This is a genomic window from Sulfitobacter noctilucicola (genome assembly GCF_000622385.1).
Lineage (GTDB): Bacteria > Pseudomonadota > Alphaproteobacteria > Rhodobacterales > Rhodobacteraceae > Sulfitobacter > Sulfitobacter noctilucicola.
Window position 1 is genome coordinate 3096150 of the sequence record NZ_JASD01000008.1, and the last position, 17614, is coordinate 3113763.

The 17614-nt window shown below is 57.7% G+C and carries 18 protein-coding genes; 10 read left to right on the top strand and 8 right to left on the bottom strand.

Annotated features, from left to right (window positions below):
* Window positions 1-10: 10 nt before the first annotated feature.
* The 3 genes from bmt to Z946_RS0118825 form a co-directional block, all read right to left on the bottom strand.
* Window positions 11-1024 carry a betaine--homocysteine S-methyltransferase gene (bmt, locus tag Z946_RS0118815; protein WP_025057261.1) on the bottom strand — a complete coding sequence of 338 codons (1014 nt, stop codon included), beginning with the start codon at window positions 1022-1024 and terminating at the stop codon, window positions 11-13.
* 34 nt (window positions 1025-1058) lie between these two features.
* The gene (locus tag Z946_RS0118820) at window positions 1059-2921 is read right to left on the bottom strand and encodes a phosphatidylglycerol lysyltransferase domain-containing protein (protein WP_025057262.1); all 1863 of its coding nucleotides are present in this window, start codon (window positions 2919-2921) and stop codon (window positions 1059-1061) included.
* A 139-nt stretch (window positions 2922-3060) separates the two neighbouring features.
* Window positions 3061-3378, bottom strand: coding sequence for a DUF1476 domain-containing protein (locus Z946_RS0118825; RefSeq protein ID WP_025057263.1), 318 nt, complete (start codon window positions 3376-3378; stop codon window positions 3061-3063).
* Window positions 3379-3538: 160 nt separating this feature from the next.
* Here Z946_RS0118825 and purC point away from each other — a divergent pair, with 160 nt between their 5' ends.
* The 5 genes from purC to Z946_RS0118850 are packed head-to-tail and all read left to right on the top strand — an operon-like array spanning window position 3539 to window position 8383.
* Complete coding sequence (gene purC, locus Z946_RS0118830) at window positions 3539-4300, top strand: phosphoribosylaminoimidazolesuccinocarboxamide synthase (protein WP_025057264.1); 762 nt, start codon at window positions 3539-3541, stop codon at window positions 4298-4300.
* Window positions 4301-4350: 50 nt separating this feature from the next.
* Window positions 4351-4581 (top strand): phosphoribosylformylglycinamidine synthase subunit PurS, encoded by a 231-nt coding sequence (gene purS, locus Z946_RS0118835; protein WP_025057265.1) that lies wholly within the window; start codon window positions 4351-4353, stop codon window positions 4579-4581.
* Window positions 4581-5249, top strand: a complete 669-nt coding sequence (purQ, locus tag Z946_RS0118840) for a phosphoribosylformylglycinamidine synthase subunit PurQ (RefSeq protein WP_025057266.1) — start codon at window positions 4581-4583, stop codon at window positions 5247-5249. The genes purS and purQ overlap by 1 nt, the downstream gene beginning before the upstream one ends.
* Window positions 5250-5285: 36 nt before the next feature.
* The gene (locus Z946_RS0118845; RefSeq protein WP_025057267.1) at window positions 5286-7043 is read left to right on the top strand and encodes a sensor histidine kinase; all 1758 of its coding nucleotides are present in this window, start codon (window positions 5286-5288) and stop codon (window positions 7041-7043) included.
* Between the two features lie 5 nt (window positions 7044-7048).
* Window positions 7049-8383 carry a sigma-54-dependent transcriptional regulator gene (locus Z946_RS0118850; protein ID WP_025057268.1) on the top strand — a complete coding sequence of 445 codons (1335 nt, stop codon included), beginning with the start codon at window positions 7049-7051 and terminating at the stop codon, window positions 8381-8383.
* A 76-nt stretch (window positions 8384-8459) separates the two neighbouring features.
* On the opposite strand, the gene Z946_RS0118855 is transcribed toward Z946_RS0118850, so the two are convergent.
* On the bottom strand, window positions 8460-8750 hold the full coding sequence (locus tag Z946_RS0118855) for a hypothetical protein (protein WP_025057269.1): 291 nt from the start codon (window positions 8748-8750) through the stop codon (window positions 8460-8462).
* A gap of 548 nt (window positions 8751-9298) precedes the next feature.
* On the opposite strand from Z946_RS0118855, the gene Z946_RS0118865 reads away from it, so the two are divergent.
* On the top strand, window positions 9299-12151 hold the full coding sequence (locus Z946_RS0118865) for an Rne/Rng family ribonuclease (protein ID WP_025057270.1): 2853 nt from the start codon (window positions 9299-9301) through the stop codon (window positions 12149-12151).
* Between the two features lie 65 nt (window positions 12152-12216).
* Here the strand turns inward: Z946_RS0118865 and Z946_RS0118870 are convergent, their stop codons facing one another.
* Entirely contained in the window at window positions 12217-12444 is a 228-nt protein-coding gene (locus Z946_RS0118870) for a sulfurtransferase TusA family protein (protein WP_025057271.1), read from the bottom strand.
* Between the two features lie 92 nt (window positions 12445-12536).
* Here Z946_RS0118870 and Z946_RS0118875 point away from each other — a divergent pair, with 92 nt between their 5' ends.
* From Z946_RS0118875 to Z946_RS0118890, 4 genes are all read left to right on the top strand, one after another.
* The gene (locus Z946_RS0118875; RefSeq protein ID WP_037969305.1) at window positions 12537-13301 is read left to right on the top strand and encodes a cytochrome c biogenesis CcdA family protein; all 765 of its coding nucleotides are present in this window, start codon (window positions 12537-12539) and stop codon (window positions 13299-13301) included.
* A gap of 52 nt (window positions 13302-13353) precedes the next feature.
* On the top strand, window positions 13354-14604 hold the full coding sequence (locus Z946_RS0118880) for a hypothetical protein (RefSeq protein WP_025057273.1): 1251 nt from the start codon (window positions 13354-13356) through the stop codon (window positions 14602-14604).
* Window positions 14601-15962, top strand: a complete 1362-nt coding sequence (locus Z946_RS0118885; RefSeq protein ID WP_037969306.1) for a cytochrome P450 — start codon at window positions 14601-14603, stop codon at window positions 15960-15962. Before Z946_RS0118880 ends, Z946_RS0118885 begins: the two co-directional genes overlap by 4 nt.
* A gap of 69 nt (window positions 15963-16031) precedes the next feature.
* Window positions 16032-16919, top strand: coding sequence for a fructose bisphosphate aldolase (locus tag Z946_RS0118890; RefSeq protein WP_025057275.1), 888 nt, complete (start codon window positions 16032-16034; stop codon window positions 16917-16919).
* A gap of 51 nt (window positions 16920-16970) precedes the next feature.
* On the opposite strand, the gene Z946_RS0118895 is transcribed toward Z946_RS0118890, so the two are convergent.
* Genes Z946_RS0118895 through Z946_RS0118905 form a run of 3 tightly spaced genes read right to left on the bottom strand, consistent with a single transcriptional unit; the run spans window position 16971 to window position 17614 of the window.
* A complete protein-coding gene (locus Z946_RS0118895) occupies window positions 16971-17198 on the bottom strand; it encodes a hypothetical protein (protein WP_025057276.1) in 228 nt (75 codons plus the stop codon).
* A 9-nt stretch (window positions 17199-17207) separates the two neighbouring features.
* Window positions 17208-17441 (bottom strand): ribbon-helix-helix domain-containing protein, encoded by a 234-nt coding sequence (locus Z946_RS0118900; protein WP_025057277.1) that lies wholly within the window; start codon window positions 17439-17441, stop codon window positions 17208-17210.
* On the bottom strand, window positions 17438-17614 hold the full coding sequence (locus Z946_RS0118905) for a DUF4169 family protein (RefSeq protein WP_025057278.1): 177 nt from the start codon (window positions 17612-17614) through the stop codon (window positions 17438-17440). The genes Z946_RS0118900 and Z946_RS0118905 overlap by 4 nt, the downstream gene beginning before the upstream one ends.

A 17614-nucleotide genomic window follows, 5' to 3' on the forward strand; every position in this document is an offset into this window, starting at 1 on the left:
TTGTCTTGGTTCAGCCTCTACGGCGACCACGGCGCGGTGCCCGCACGGGGCCTTCGCCATCGGTGCCATCGCTGGCAGACGAAAAATCACCCAACGCCGCTTTGATCTCGTCGAGCTCTGGCGCAGCGCCTTTGACGGTTGTGTCCAGTGCTTCACGCATGGCCTGCAAGTGAACAGGCATCGTGCCGCAACAGCCGCCGATGACAGATGCACCACAGTTGCGGGCAAGTACCGCGTATTGAGCCATCAATTCAGGCGTGCCGTCATAGTGGATGTGGCCTTCGACATACTTGGGAATACCCGCGTTGCCTTTCGAAATAATGGGGCGGGTGCTGCCTTTGCCGGCAAACCCCAAAACCGTGCGCAGCAGATCGGCTGCACCTGTGCCGCAGTTGGCGCCGTATGCGATGGGCGCATTGTCGAGCCCTTCGACCAGATCGACCATGCCTTCAGATGTCACTCCCATCATCGTACGGCCAGCGGTGTCAAAGCTCATCGTGCCACACCATGGCAGGCCCGCCAGCGCAAAGCCTTCGGCGGCGGCCTTGTATTCCTCAGCGGCGCTGATCGTCTCCAGCCAGCCGATATCCGCACCGCCTGCTTTCAGACCATCTGCGGTCTCGTGGAACATTTCGACAGCGGATGAATGGCTCAGCGTGCCGACGGGTTCCATAATCTCTCCGGTCGGGCCGACAGAGCCTGCAACGATAACTTTGCGGCCTGCGGTGTCGGCCACTTCGCGGCCCAGTTCAGCTGCAACGCGGCTCAACTCATGCGCCCGCTTTTCAGCGTTGTGCAGCTTGAGGCGGGATGCGTTGGCTCCAAAACTGTTGGTCAGGAACAGATCACTTCCCGCATCCACCGCACCTTTATAGAGCGCGATGATGTTCTTTGGCTTATCTGTGTTCCACAATTCAGGCGGATCACCAGCCATAAGGCCCATGTTGAACAGATTGGTACCTGTGGCACCGTCTGCCAGAAGAAAGCCTTTTTCGGCCAAGAGGTCGCTGAATGCATTGGTCATGGGAACGCCCGATCCTGTTTCTGCGCGAGGCCTGTCACGGATGCGTGTTGAAGGCAAACTCATATTGCTCATCTTGTTCATGAGGCGGACCGTAGGGTTTCAGGGCAGCGGGCGCATGAACCTCGAAGGCGATATCGGCAAGGCCGAGCGCCAGCGACAAGGGGCCTGGCGCGGCGGCATAGAGCGGTCGGAGATCTGTGGCGAAGCTGTTCTTGAACTGGCGCAATCCATGGTCCTCCGCGCGGGCGCGCACAAACGGCAGGCGTGACATCCAATGGGGCAGGTCAGGCACAGCCGCCAGGCTGACGTGCATCTTGTTGCGCTTATCCGCATATGCCAGCGCTTTCGCGATCAGCGCGTGCATGGTGCCATCGGGCAAACTGCTTTGGTGGCGCATCAGATCAAGTGTCATTGATCGCGCGTCATAGTGAAAACTCGCAAAAGCAATCAGCTCCTCCGCACGGTACGCGACAAAGACCTCTTGGCGGGAAAGATAAGCAGGACAAAAGCGACCCATGGTGCCGCCGCGCGCTGTGCCATGTCCTGATTGCCACAATGCATCAATGCGGGCCATCTCGGCGATGGGGAGCTGGCTTGCCCGCCCGACGATGACGCCAGCCGTTTGCGCCTTGCGCAATTTTCGCCGCAGACTTCGGCGGGCAGGGGAATTCAGGTCGAACGAGGCGACATCCACGACCGCTTCCTGCGCAGTCCGCATCACCGACCAGCCCTTTTGCCGTGCCGCAAGTGCCGTGCGCGCGGATCCTTTGTAGAGGAAAGGGATCAGGCCGTGGGACTTCGCATCGGCACAGAGCCTTCCCAATGCTGCTTTGGCAGACCCTTCAACCGGGTCGAACATCAGAGTTGCGGTTTGCCGCGTATGCCATAGGGCAAAGGAACCTTCGGGATGCTCTGCCAGTCGCCCGCCGTTTTGCAAGAGCACTGCACATTCGCCTGTATAGGGTCTTCTTGCAGGTGACACGAATGCGTACCGCTGGTCTGGCGGGCTGCTCGGTGAGCGGAGCACCATCGCGACTGCGATGATGGCCGGACCTGCGTAGTAGAACAGGCGGAAAGCCATGATGCCGGTGATCATCTCTGCGGGAGGGAGTTGGGGAAGGAGCGCCAATAGTGTCAGCTCAAATGCGCCTATCCCCCCTGGTGCGCCAGATACCAGGCCCGTGCCGAGCGCCAGCATGAAAGCGGGTAGGAACGCTGCAAAGGCTACGTCGCTTGTGGGGCAGAGAAGATAAAGCGCAAGTGCCGCGGCCAGTATGTCCAGCGTGGCCCAACCCAGTATGGCAGCGCTTGCAGTGAGACTGGGCAGAAACCTTAGGCTGCTGAAGGGACGCAAATAGGGATCGAAGCTGAGCCATAGCCAGAGCGGCGGCAGAAGAAAGGTAACGCCGATTGCAGGCCAGAAAAGCCAGTCCGGTGCCGGTAACACGACCGCAGCCAGCGATGTAAGATACACGAGCGCCAGAAGGAATGTCAGGGTCACAAATCCGGCAAGACGGAGGGCTTGCGCAAATGATAGCTTTTGCAGCATGCGCCATCGTACCACCGCGCCGGTAAACACACCAAAGCCCGCAGTCTGCGCCACAGCGATCGCCGCGAAACCGGACTGTCTGGCGCATTTACACGTGACGCCGGTTGCAAAGTGTCTGTGTGCGACGCTGTCGTAACGGGCAACGGCCCAAAGGCTCGCCGCACAGAGAAGAGATACGCCTAAGATTATAGATGGTGTCAGCCCGCGCAGCAGGGCGGGAAGGTTGGTGAGCGCGGATAGATCGACACGCTGCATCAGTAACCAGATGCAAAAGCCCATAACAAAAAAGGGCAAAGCGGCACGCAGTGCATTCACGCGCTTTCGGGCGATCTTTATTTCCGGCCTCATACGTCTTTTCCCCGATTGCAGCCGGTTTAGGGGCTATCAGAAGGGGCTTTGTGGAAAAGTTAACGCCGCCGGGGTCCGGATAGAAAAAGCGCCCTTCATTTGAGTGAAAGGCGCTTTGGTCGTGTTATTGATGAGCGGATCAATCCAGCTCTGAAATCAATTGTGCTTTTGCTTCGGCCATCAGGCTGACCATTTTCGCGCGGATCGTCGCTTCGTCAGCCTTGGCACCCAGATCACCGGACACCTTGCGATAGACATCCTCGTCGCCTGCTTCTTCGAAATCGGACTTGATGACCTCTTTGGCGTAATCCGCCGCGGCATCACCGGTTTTGCCCATCAGCTCGGCAGCCCAGAGGCCCAACAGCTTGTTGCGGCGGGCTTCGGCTTTGAACTGCATTTCTGCATCGTGGGCGAATTTGTTCTCGAATGCGTTTTCGCGGTCTTTCATACTGCTCATGGCGGCTCCTTGTGGTTGCTGGTGCATCTCTTACACAAATGTATGCAAGCAGGCCGGAAAACAAGATGTTTGCGATGCTTGCAGCACGGGGGGGCATAGATTAAGAGGGCGGCAACAGGTTCAGGGACAGACCTTGCACCCGATATTTGAAAGGACGCCCATGGCCCGGCGCAAAAAGATTTACGAAGGCAAAGCGAAAGTCCTTTATGAAGGTCCCGAGCCGGGAACGATTGTCCAGTATTTCAAGGACGATGCCACTGCCTTCAACGCCCAGAAAAAGGACGTCATCGAAGGCAAGGGTGTTCTGAACAACATGCTGTCTGAGTACTTTATGTCCGGCCTGAACCAGATCGGCGTGCCGACGCATTTCATAAAACGGCTGAACATGCGCGAACAACTGGTGCGCCAGTGCGAGATCATTCCTTTGGAAGTGATCGTGCGCAACTACGCTGCGGGCACTATGTCCAAGCGGCTCGGCATTGATGAAGGTACGCAGTTGCCGCGCCCGATTGTCGAATATTGCTACAAGGACGATTCTCTGGGGGATCCGCTTGTGACCGAAGAGCATATCGCGGCATTCGGTTGGGCAAGCCAGCAGGACATGGAAGACATTCTCAGCCTTGCGCTGCGTGTCAATGACTTCATGTCCGGTATCATGATGGCCGTCGGCATCCGTTTGGTCGATTTCAAGATCGAGATCGGCCGCGTGTTTGACGGCGATTTCCAGCGCCTGATCGTGGCGGACGAGATCAGCCCCGACAGCTGTCGTCTGTGGGATATCGAGACTGGCCAGAAGCTGGACAAGGATGTGTTCCGCCGCGATCTGGGATCGCTGACGGATGCCTATACAGAAGTGGCGCGGCGGTTGGGCGTGATGCCCAAGAACTCCACGCCGGTGACCAAACCGACGCTGATCAACTGAAGCAGGCGTCGGACTTAAGATTATTGGCCAAGTGAAGCAGGGGACGCATCATGAAAGCACGCGTGCACGTAATGTTGAAAAACGGTGTTCTGGATCCGCAGGGTGAAGCAGTTCGTCATGCCTTGGGGGCCTTGGGCTTTGATGGTGTGAACGGCGTTCGTCAGGGCAAGGTGATCGAGCTGGATCTGGCGGATGGCACATCCGAGGCTGATATCACCTCCATGTGTGAGAAGCTGCTGGCGAACACAGTGATCGAATCCTATTCGGTGGAGATGGTCTGATGCGTGCAGCAGTTGTTGTCTTTCCCGGCTCGAACTGTGACCGCGATCTTGCCGTCGCTTTTGAAGCCGCAGGCGCGCAGGTCGAGATGGTCTGGCACAAGGACAGCGAACTGTCTCAGAATGTCGACATCGTAGGTATTCCAGGCGGATTTTCCTACGGCGACTACCTGCGCTGTGGGGCTATTGCGGCGCAATCGCCGATTGTGGCGTCGGTCAAGGCTCATGCCGATCGTGGCGGTTATGTCATGGGCATCTGCAATGGCTTTCAAGTCCTGACCGAGACAGGGTTGCTGCCCGGTGCTTTGCTGCGCAACGCCGGTTTGAAGTACATCTGCAAGACCGTTGGCTTGCGGGTCGAAACATCCAACAGCGCTTTTACCGAAGGCTACAACGCTGGCGATGTGATCGACATTCCAATTGCCCACCATGATGGCAACTATTTTGCTGATGCCGAAACTGTCGCACGTCTTCAGGGCGAGGACCGCGTTGCTTTCCGCTATACCGACAACCCTAACGGGGCGATCGCCGATATTGCCGGTATCCTTTCGGAAAACCGCAGGGTGTTGGGTATGATGCCACATCCCGAACGGGCAGCTGATGCAGGGCACGGCGGGACCGACGGACAAGCGCTCTTTCGCGCATTGGCAGGGGTGCTGGCGACAGCGTGACTTGAGCGGCACCTCAGGCCCGCGTAGACTGGCGGGATGAGTACCTCAGCGGATAGTAAACCGAGCCTCAACGTGTCCTGGCGGGCGCGCGTGGCAATCGGATTGATTATGGCACTTGCTGTGCTGGTAATCTCCGTGACCAACAAGCTGCTGACCGACCGTTTTACTGAAAGTACACGCAACCGTGCTGAGTTGCGGATTGCCTTGTATAGCGGAAACCTGCTGGCTGAATTGCGCCAGAATGCGATTGTGCCACAGCTTCTGGCGCGTGATCCGTCGTTAATCACAGCCTTGCAGAACGCCGACTATTCTCTGTCTACCCAGCGGCTGATCTCCTTCGTGGAAGAAATCGGTGCGGCGTCTTTGATGCTTTATGACATTGACGGGCGCACGGTCGCGGCCACCGACCGTAACAGGTTGCAATCGCAACACCGGTCCGAACCCTATTTCGTCGACGCCATCCGGTCCAATGCCACCATCTTCAACACCATCAAACTGGAAGGTGGCGGTTACCGGTTTATGTATTCACGCCGGATACAGGCGGGCGGCAACACGCTCGGCGTCATCGCGGTTGAGGTTGATCTGCAAAAGTTCGAGCGTGCATGGGCTGGCATATCCGACGCTGTCATCGTGCTTGATAGCGCTGGTGAGATTATCCTTGGCACGTCGCCACGCTGGCGCGGTCTGACCGAAGAACAGGCACTGACCACCACATCGCCGCAGACGGCGGTCGAGCGGGCCATCAAAGCAACGGCTGACTGGACCGCGCTGCCGCCGGACGCATACCTGCAGGGTGAGGCGGTGATGCGGTTGGAAAATCGCGTGTCGTTCCGCGGCTGGCGCATGGTCAGCTATACCACCTACGCCTCTGTGCGAGAGCGCGTGAATGCGGTGCTGGCGCTGGAAGTTATGGGGTTTGCGATTCTTCTGGCTCTGACGTTCTACTTCCTGAGCCGTCGAACGGCGGGCAGGCTTGCGATCTTCCAACGGGAGTCGGCCAAACTTCGCGCATTGAACGTTGCCTTGCAGCGGGAAATCGCTGAGCGCAAACGCGTGCAGGAAACGCTCGCTGTGGCCGAACAAACGCTTGAGCAATCCTCCAAGCTGGCCGCCTTGGGCGAGATGTCAGCGGCTGTGAGCCACGAGCTGAACCAGCCGCTGGCGGCGATGAAAACCTATCTGGCGGGTGCACGTCTGTTGTTGCGCCGTAACAGGCCCGAAGAAGCGCTGTCGTCCTTTGGCCGCATCGACGATCTGATAGAGCGGATGGGGGCGATCACACGTCAGCTGAAATCCTATGCCCGCAAGGGACAAGAGGCGTTTTCCCCTGTGGATATGGGGGCGGCCCTTGCGTCAAGCCTGTCGATGATGGAGCCACAATTGCGCCAGCGACAGGTGCAGATTTCGCGGATCCTGCCGGATGAGCCGGTCACGGTGTTCGGTGACCGGATGCGTATCGAACAGGTGATGGTGAATCTTCTGCGCAATGCGCTGGACGCGACCAAGACCACGCGGAACCCACAGGTAGAGATCATGCTGTCTGCTGGTGAGACTGCGACATTGACGGTGCGGGACAATGGCCCAGGAATTGAAGATCTCGACGCGCTGTTTGAGCCGTTCTACACGACCAAGCAGCCCGGTGATGGCGTGGGGCTGGGGCTTGCCATCTCCTCGGGGATCGTGAACGAGCTGGGCGGCAGGCTCACAGCGCGGAACGGTCAGGCCGGCGGCGCGGTATTTGAGATGCAACTGCCCATCATGGGCGAGAAGACAAAAGTGGAAGCGGCGGAGTAGACCTTATGGCTCAGGCGATGAAGATAGCGATTGTGGATGACGAACAGGACATGCGCCAGTCGATCAGCCAGTGGCTGGCCCTGTCCGGTTATGACACGGAGACTTTCGGCTCTGCCGAGGATGCGCTGAAAACCCTTGGGCCTGATTACCCGGGCATCGTCATTTCCGACATCAAGATGCCGGGCATGGACGGGATGCAGTTTCTCAAGAAGCTAATGGGTAACGACAGTGCGCTGCCTGTTATCATGATTACCGGTCACGGCGATGTTCCGATGGCGGTGGAAGCGATGCGCGTGGGTGCGTTTGATTTTCTGGAAAAACCGTTCAACCCGGACCGGATGAGCGAGCTTGCCAAGAAGGCCACCAACGCGCGGCGGCTGGTTATGGACAACCGTGCGTTGCGCCGCGAGTTGAGCGACGGCGGTCAGTTGATGAAAAAGCTGATCGGGCAATCGCCGGTGATGGAGCGCCTGCGCGAAGATATTCTCGATCTGGGGCAGGCGGATGGCCATGTTCTGATTGATGGTGAGACCGGGACAGGCAAGACCTTGGTAGCCCACGCGCTGCATGCTGTCGGCTCTCGTGCGGGTAAGAAATTTGTGCTGGTGTCTTGTGGGGCGTTGGAAGAAGAGGCGCTGAGCAAGCGGCTTTTCGGCCCGATGCAACCCGAAGACGCGCAACTGCCTGCCATTGAAGAAGCACGTGGTGGCACGCTGGTGCTCGAAGACGTTGAAGCATTGTCAGAAACGCTACAGGCGCGATTGCTCAGTGTGATTAACGAGCAGGGAACACCTGCGGAGACGCGGATTGTCGCAATTTCTAACCTGCAAGAAGCGGGACGCACATCGGAGGATGCACTGCGGTCAGATCTGTTCTACCGCCTGGCCGCTTTGCGGATCACGGTCCCGCCGCTCCGTCAGCGTGGCGAGGATATCCTGACGCTGTTCACGCGATTGAGCGACCAGTTCGCCGATGAATATGGCTGTGACGCGCCCAAGGTTTCCGCACAGGAGGCAGCGCAATTGCTACAGGCCCCGTGGCCTGGCAACGTACGCCAGTTGATCAATGTCGCTGAACGCGCCGTGCTGCAATCGCGCCGTGGATCAGGCACCATCGCATCGTTGTTGATGTCCGATCACGAGGAAATGCAGCCGGTGATGACCACCGAAGGCAAGCCCTTGAAGGAATACGTTGAAGCGTTCGAGCGGATGCTGATCGACAACACAATGCGCCGTCACAAAGGGTCGATTGCCAGTGTCATGGACGAGCTGTGCCTGCCGCGCCGGACGTTGAACGAGAAAATGGCGAAATACGGATTGCAGCGCTCCGACTACTTGTGAGGTTCACAGCTATTCGGAGCAATTCAGCGAAAGCAAGCGCAGCAGGCACGGTTAAATCATGTGCCTGCGAAGCTCATTAGCCGTTGCGGCGTTCGACGATCTCGATCGCAACACCTTTGTCATCCGTAACGCAGGTCCATGGCTTGGCACCGGGGACATCTACGATAAAGCGGTTTGTCTCGATCACAGGGATGGTGGTGTTGATGACAACCTTTTCCGCACCGGTCTGGGACGTCACAGCAGAAATACAGCTTTTCTGACCGCGCAGTTCAGCAAGCGCTACAGGATCATTGGCCACGGCCAGTTCATCACAGGCGGCGACGCCCAAAACACTGAATACGAGGGCGGCGCGCAGGGGTGAAGGCATGTAAAGTCCTTTAGGTACTGATCAGACGCGGCGGACGCATCGTTAAGGTTGTTATAATGTTTGTAAGGCTCAGATGAACCGGATGCAGTCAATTTTGTCAAGTAAAGCGGGGGCAAACGCCCCATTCACGCGCTGCCAGCAAGATTGCCCATTGTGTTTGCTGGGCCAAACCCCTTAACTAGGGAATGCAAGAGGTGCCGCGCTTTGGCGTCAGGTCCCTTTGTTTAACAGATTCGCTGTGTATGACTGCCCCGATGCGGGCACATGCGCAGACCGATTAGGCCAGAAATGGCCAGAGAACCGCTGACACCCGACCGGCCAAGGCCTGAAAAGGGATCAGTATATAATGGATGCGGCGGGCCAGCGGCCCACACACCGTGTCGGAGAAGAACCGCGATGACGCGCGCAGACGCATTGAGCAGAAACGGACAGGCCTTATCAGGCCCCGTTTTCCGTGCGCCGTCCTCTATCGCCCTGACAAGTCATACCGCAACGTCTCAAGCTCCCCCGGGGGCCAGTTTGGCGCATGCGCTGTGCACAAGAGTAACATGCCTAAGAAGATGCTTATCGACGCTACCCACGCGGAAGAAACCCGCGTTGTGGTGGTGGATGGAAACAAGGTTGAGGAATTCGACTTTGAATCTGAAAACAAACGCCAGCTAGCTGGTAACATTTATCTCGCCAAGGTGACGCGCGTTGAGCCGTCCTTGCAGGCGGCTTTCGTGGACTATGGTGGCAACCGCCATGGTTTCCTCGCGTTTTCCGAGATTCACCCCGATTATTACCAGATCCCCGTGGCTGACCGTCAGGCGCTGCTGGAAGAAGAGCGTGCCTATGCCGAAGCGCAAGCCGCTAAAGATGATGACGAGCCGAAGCCCAAGAAGCGGTCACGCTCGCGCAGCCGTTCCAAGCCTAAAGCCGAAGAGGCCGCGTCTGAGGATGCCAAGACCACTGGCGAAATCGAAGGGATGGAAACTGTTGACCTGACCGACGAGGACGAGGTCGAGGTGAGCGAAGACGAGGCGTCTTCTCCTATGGAGCGGGTGCCGGAATCCCCTGTGGAGACACCACAGTCCGGTGAAGAAGACGACAGTGATGGCGATGACGAAGCATCAGATAGTGACGCATCATCCAGCGATGGCGACAACGATGATGACAATGCCGAAGGTGACAAGGGTGCTGATGCCACGTCCAAGGATGACAGCATTGAATCTGTAGCCGATGAAGACGACAGCGACGACATCCGCCCGGCGCGCAAGCCCCGTCCAAAGCGCTATAAAATCCAGGAAGTGATCAAGGTCCGCCAGATCTTGCTGGTGCAGGTCGTCAAGGAAGAGCGCGGCAACAAAGGCGCTGCGCTGACCACATATCTGTCTCTTGCCGGTCGCTATTGCGTCCTGATGCCGAACACCGCCCGTGGCGGCGGTATCAGCCGCAAGATTACCAATGCCGCTGATCGCAAGAAGCTCAAGGAAATTGCCAACGAGATCACCGTGCCCCGTGGCGCGGGTCTCATCGTGCGCACCGCCGGTGCAAAACGCACGCGGGCGGAGATCAAGCGCGACTATGAATACCTCCAGCGTCTGTGGGAACAGATCCGCGAACTGACGCTGAAATCCATCGCGCCACACAAGATTTACGAAGAAGGCGACCTGATTAAACGGTCGATCCGTGATCTTTATAACCGCGATATCGACGAGGTGTTTGTCGAAGGCGAGCGCGGCTACCGCATCGCCAAGGACTTCATGAAGATGATCATGCCGTCCCACGCCAAAAACGTGAAACGCTACGAGGAATCGCTGCCGCTGTTCGCCCGCTATCAGGTCGAAGGCTATCTGGCGGGCATGTTCAACCCCACGGTACAGCTGCCCTCGGGGGGCTATATCGTGATCGGCGTGACCGAAGCGCTGGTGGCCATCGACGTGAACTCGGGCCGTGCCACCAAGGAAGGCAGCATCGAACAGACCGCGACCAAGACCAACCTCGAGGCCGCCGCCGAAGTGGCGCGCCAGTTGCGTCTGCGCGACCTTGCGGGTCTGATTGTCATCGACTTCATCGATATGGACGAGCGTCGTAACAACGCTGCCGTCGAAAAGATGATGAAAGACAAGCTCAAGACCGACCGTGCGCGTATTCAGGTGGGCCGTATCTCGGGCTTTGGTTTGATGGAAATGTCGCGCCAGCGCCTGCGCCCCGGCATGATCGAGGCGACAACACAGCCTTGTCACGCGTGTCACGGCACGGGCCTTATCCGGTCAGACGACAACCTCGCGCTGTCGATCATCCGCCAGATGGAAGAAGAAGGCACTCGCCGCCGTTCGCGCGAAGTGCTGGTCAAGGCACCGGTGGGCATCGCCAACTTCCTGATGAACCAGAAGCGTGAGCATGTCGCACAGATCGAGACACGCTATGGCATGTCCGTGCGTATCGAAGGGGATCCGCATCTGGTCAGCCCTGATTTCACAATGGAAAAGTTCAAGACAGCCACGCGCCGCGTGCCGGTTGCGGGCGATCACATCGTGTCGGTTGATACGTCCTTGATGGATCAGATCGACGAGGCGGATGCAGAAGCGGCAGATGCCGCTGAAGCCGCCGAAGCGGACGAGGAAAAATCTCAGGACAACCGTCCCAAGAACGATCACAACGGCGAACACGATGGGGAGGGTAAGCCCAAGCGCCGCCGTCGCCGTCGTCGCAGTCGTGGCGGCCGTGGCAAAAACTCCAACGGTGAGAACGGATCGGACGAGACGGAAAATCAGGAAGGTTCTGACGCGCAGTCTGACACCGACCAGAAATCCGAGGACGCACCGGCCGAGGATGTGAAAGCCGAGGAGGGCAGCACCGGGAAGGCGAAGAAGCCGACGACGCGCAGCCGTTCACGCACACCCAAGGCGAAGGCCGAGGCCGAAGCAGCGACCGATGCTGACACTACCACAGCGTCAGAGGTTGAAGCGCCAGCAGAGCAAGCCGAGGAAAAACCAAAGGCCGAGAGCACCCGCTCGCGCTCTAGCAAGGCCAAGAAGACGGAAGAGGCGAAGGACACCGGCGAAGCCGTGACGGAAGGGGAAACCCCGAAGGAAGAGAAAGCCGCCAAGCCCAAAACCACGCGCAGCCGCGCGAAGCCCAAGCCGAAGGCGGACGATGTCGAAGGGGAGGCCCCAAAGCCTGCCAAGAAGGCACCGGCCAAGAAAACCACGAAGGCGAAAGCTGCTCCGAAGTCCGAGGAGGCTCCCAAAGAGGCTGAACCGGTACCCGTTGCAAGTGCACCTGTCCCCGAAGCAGAGCCTGCGCCCGCTGCGGCGGAGCCGGTCGCTGTTAAGGCAGAACCCGCGCCAGAGGCACCTGCCGCACCGGCAGAAAAGAAGCCGAAGAAAAAAGGCTGGTGGTCACTGGGGCGCTAATCCGTACCGCCACCATTTGAGACCAAGCATCAGGCAGACCCTTCGCGGTCTGCCTTTTGCGTTTCTCAGCCGCCTTTACGAACGTGATAGACCTGTGCAGCACCTTCGTCCGACGTCTCGATCAGGGCGTGACCCGCTTCGGCGCAAAAATGAGGCACATCAACGATGGCTGCGGGGTCATCCGCCCTCAGACGCATGACATCGCCATTTTCCAAAGCGGTCAGCCGCTTGCGCAATTTCAGGACGGGAAGGGGACACAGCAGTCCCGTGGCATCAAGATCATGAATGGTCATAAGCCGCAAATAGGACAGATGTTACAGCGCGTCCACAGGGTTGTGACCATGTACCCCGTGACGCCGGTGAAAATCACGTCTAGGTGTGTGTCATGATTGAACTTATCGCAGACAACAGCGTCATTGATCTTGCTCTTTTGCCTGCCATGTTGGTGGCACTGGTTGCAGGGATCATCAGCTTTTTAAGTCCTTGCGTGCTGCCCATTGTACCGCCCTATCTGGCGTACATGAGCGGCGTGTCCTTGAACGAGATGGCGGACGAAGCTTTGGCGCGGCGCAAGGCGACAGTCGCCGCATTGTTCTTTGTGATGGGGCTGAGCACGGTCTTCCTGATCCTGGGCTTCACCGCGTCAGCATTCGGCGCGTTTTTCCTGCAAAATCAGGTGCTTTTCGCGCGCATTTCAGGCGTTGTCATCGTCATCTTCGGTCTGCATTTTTTGGGTGTTTTTCGCATCCCGTTTCTGGATCAGGAAGCGCGGCTTGATGCCGGCGACAAGGGCGGTTCCAGTTTCGGCGCTTATGTTCTGGGGCTGGCCTTTGCGTTTGGCTGGACGCCCTGCATCGGTCCGCAGTTGGGTGCAATTCTGTCACTTGCCGCGTCAGAAGCGTCAGTGACAAAAGGCACGCTGCTGCTGGGCATCTATGCCGCCGGGTTGGGGATTCCGTTTCTTTTGGCCGCGATGTTCATTACACGGGCAATGGGCGTGATGAACCGCATCAAGCCCCACATGAAAACGATTGAACGTGTGATGGGTGGTCTGCTGGTCCTCGTTGGGCTGATGATGGTGACAGGTGCTTTCACGTCACTGGCGTTCTGGTTGCTTGAGACGTTTCCGGCGCTCGGCCGGTTAGGCTAACGCCTTACTCTCGCCGAAAATTATCCCTATGGTGTCATCCAAAGAGGGCGCTATGGGCAATCAATCATCAGATCGGGTGAAAAACCGCAGGGTGTTCTACATCCCCGGCTATGACCCCATTCATCCGCGCCGATACCGCGAGTTGTATCGCAAGGAAAGCACCGCTCAGGCTGCGATTTCAGGTTATGAGATCGGATTGAAGCCAAAACCGGCGGGCGAGAACTATGGCTGGTCTGTGGATGCAGTAATCGACGACGCACCGGTTCATTCCGATGTCGAGGTCCTTGTTTGGTCCGATATCGTTCGCGACAGCATGAGCACTTCCATTCCAGCCACGTACATGCAGTTGATCCGCACCGCGTGGGTATACATCGCCTCCGGTGCGCTGTGGCGTTTGATGAAATTGCGCAAGGGGCCGGTGATTGCTGCGCTGTATCCTGTTGGAATGTTGCTATTGCAGTTGGGCGCTGCAATCGGGCTGGGTTTTGCGATGTTCCCGATCATTACGACGCTCTTGCTTGGTGTGTTTGGCCTGTCGCTTCTTTATGTTCCGTTAATAGTGTTCTGTTTCTTCATCGGGGTCGGAGCGGCCGTCACATTGCTGCGGTGGTTCAAATCCAAAGACGGCAAGTTCTATGCCTATTACCTGATGCACGACTATGCCTATTCGGCGTCTTCTCGCGGCGCGAACCCGCCCGAGCTGGAGGCGCGGATTGCGCTCTTTACCGAAACAATCGCCGCCGCGCTGCACAGTGACGCTGACGAGGTTCTAGTGGTTGGTCATTCCTCAGGTGCGCATCTGGGCGTGTCGATCATGGCGGATCTGATCCGTCAGGGCAGGGTCCCTGCGGATGGTCCAGCCCTTTCCTTTCTCACGTTAGGCCAGGTCGTTCCCATGGTGTCCTTTCTTTCTGAAGCGCATCGGTTGCGTGCCGACTTGCGGTATCTCAGCATGCGAGATGAAATAACGTGGGTAGACGTGACAGCCCCCGGTGATGGCTGCTCCTTCGCGCTTTGTGATCCGGTGTCCGTGTCGGGCGTGGCCCCCGCCGAGAAGAAATGGCCGCTGGTGTTCTCGGCGGCCTTCACGCAGACCCTCAGCCCGAAACGCTGGAAAGAATTGCGGTGGCGGTTCTTCCGGCTGCATTTCCAATATCTCTGTGCCTTTGATCGTCCCAAAGATTATGATTACTTCCAAATCACAGCTGGACCTGTGACACTTGCCGCACGCTATGCGGACCGCCCACCCAGCAAGTCGCGCATCGACCGTGCCGTCAGCAAATACACCTCAGTAGCCGCATGACAACGCCCGATTTGCCGCCCAAACCGCCCAGCAGGCCCGATCGCGTGTCGCTTTGGCGCTATGCCAAGCTGTTTCGTGCGGACATCCTGTCGGCGCAACCTGCGCGGCTTTATCGCGCATGGATGGCCGAATTTCGCACGCCGTTCTTTCGCAGCTATCTCATCAACCAGCCAGAGCTTGTCAAAACTGTACTCAAGGACCGGCCGGACGACTTTCCAAAGTCCGAGCGTGTGAGCGAAGGTTTGCGCCCCCTGTTGGGGAATTCGGTGTTCACGACGAATGGCGAAGCATGGAAGCGCCAGCGCCGTATCATTGATCCAGCATTCGAGGGGGGCCGTCTGCGTGAGACATTTCCCGCCATGTGGGATGCCGCCGAAGCCGCGGCAAGCCGGTTGGCTGAGCACGACGGTCAGGTGATCGAGATCGAGGCGCAGACCAGCCACGCGGCCGCTGACGTGATCTTTCGCACGTTGTTTTCTATCCCTATCGAACACCACCTTGCGCGCGCCGTGTTCGAAGAATTCCGCGTCTATCAACGGTCTCAACCGCTGATGAATATTGGTGCCTTTGTTCCGCTTCCCAAATGGATGCCGCGCTTTTTCAGCAAGGGTACCAAGGTTAGTGCAAAAAAGATCCGATCACTGATTACCCGACTGACGCGTGACCGGATGGGACAGATTGAGGCAGGCACTGCGCCGGATGATCTGGCAACGAAGATCATGACCACAACCGATCCGGTGACCGGTGATGTTTTCGACGAAGAAGAGATGGCCGATCACGTCGCGATTTTCTTCTTGGCGGGCCATGAGACAAGTGCTTCGGCCCTTGCTTGGACTCTCTACCTGATGGCAACGCACCCTGACTGGCAGGACAAACTGGCGCAAGAGGCCCAGGCGCTCGATTCCTGCGACTTCAGTGTCATGTCCAAGCTACGGCTTAGCCGTGATGTTTTTCGCGAGGTGTTGCGACTCTATCCGCCTGTACCGATGATGGTGCGTGAGGCCGCCTGTCCGGAGCATTTTCGCGAACGGGACGTGAAAAAGGGATCCCAGATCGTCATCAGCCCATGGCATCTGCACCGCCAAGAGCGGTTGTGGAACAACCCTGACGGTTTCGACCCGACACGCTGGCAGACAGAAAATGGCCAGAAATGCAGCAGGGAGGCTTATGTACCGTTTTCCGCGGGGGCACGGGTTTGCACAGGTGCCGGTTTCGCGATGGTGGAGGGGCCGCTTATTCTCTCACGCATCCTGCGAGATTTTCGTGTGACTGCCGATCCTGCGCGAGTGCCCGTACCTGTGGCGCATCTCACTGTCAGGTCGGACAAAGGCATCTGGCTGCGTCTGGAAAGGCGGTAGGTTCTACCATCTTGCGCGGGTTTATCTTAGAACACTCCAAACGGAATCATACATCACGGGGAACGACCAATGAACGCAGCACAAAAGGCGCAGATGCAAAGTGGCAAAGGCTTTATCGCGGCATTGGATCAATCCGGCGGATCAACGCCCAAGGCGCTGAGCCTCTATGGTGTGATGCCAGAGGACTATAGCGGTGACGAGGCGATGTTCCAGGCAATGCATGACATGCGCGCACGGATCATTATGGCCGATGCGTTTACCTCTGAAAGAGTCATCGGGGCTATCCTGTTCGAGCGTACGATGGACGGGGAAATTGGCGGCAAACCTGTAGCGGATGTGCTTTGGCAGGACCGTGGCGTCGTTCCATTCCTGAAAATCGATAAGGGTTTGGAAGACACCGCACAGGGCGTTCAATTGCTCAAGCCGATGCCGGAATTGGATGCGCTGCTGGCGCGGGCGGCCAAAGCAGGTATTTTCGGAACCAAAGAACGTTCTGTCATCCACGAGGCGAATTCAGACGGCATCGAAGCCGTTGTGGCACAGCAGTTCGAGGTCGCAAAGACCGTTTGCGCGGCGGGTCTGGTGCCGATCATCGAGCCGGAAGTGAATATTCATTCAGAGAGTAAAGCCGAAGCCGAGACCATGTTGGCAGAGGCAGTGCAAAAGCATCTGGATAAACTGTCAGCGGACGAGCTGGTGATGCTCAAAGTGACATTGCCGGAGCAGGTTGGCCTTTATGATGGCGTGTCGGATCATCCAAACATGTTGCGCGTTGTGGCTCTGTCTGGTGGATATTCTGTGGATGAAGCATCCGCGCGACTGGCCCGCAACCACAAGATGATCGCCAGCTTCTCTCGCGCTTTGACCGAAGGGCTGAATGTGAAGATGTCCGACGCGGAGTTCAACACGGCGCTCGGCGGGAACATCGACAAGATTTATGACGCCTCGGTTGCCTGACGCAGCCGGAAACTTTCAAAGTTTCCGCCCGTTTTCTTTGAAAGAAAATGGCTATATGCGCTGGATCGGTTCTTGATTGCAAAAAATCACAACCTGTCCGGCGTTTTCCACCGCCTGATATCCTCGCCGGTATAGTTCCTGTTTGAATTCTTCCATGCCGACATAACGCTCAATGTCTCGCCTCTTGCGACGAACAACGCCGCCTTGGGCAGCTGCGCGGGAACGGAAAAGATCGATGATCCATTCTTCGGTCGAAAGCGGAGAAACGGCGTGGTTCATCGAAACGTATTAACCGTTCTTAGGTAAACCGTCCCTTAACGCGCGCAGCACATAAAGCCGGATTGCTGAAGCCAACCCCATATCCAGCCCCCGATCCTCATCAATTTCTGCAACAAGAGCGTTGATCGGCTTGGATTGCGCAGCCGCGAGTTTGCGAAACTCGATCCAGAATTCGTCTTCGAGGGACACCGACGTGCGGTGCCCGCGCAAAGTGACTGAATGTTTGACCGGACGCGCGCTCATGTCTCGCGTTTGTGCGCGTCCAGATTGCGTGAAATCTTCTCGGCACGGGCTTTCAGCACGTCTTTCTGTGCCTTCGTCTGACCGAAACTAACAGCATTCTCATCCGCCCGCGCCTTGCGTGAGGCGCGGTTTCGTTCTTTTTTGACTTTGTTCAGGTTAATGGGGGCGCTCAT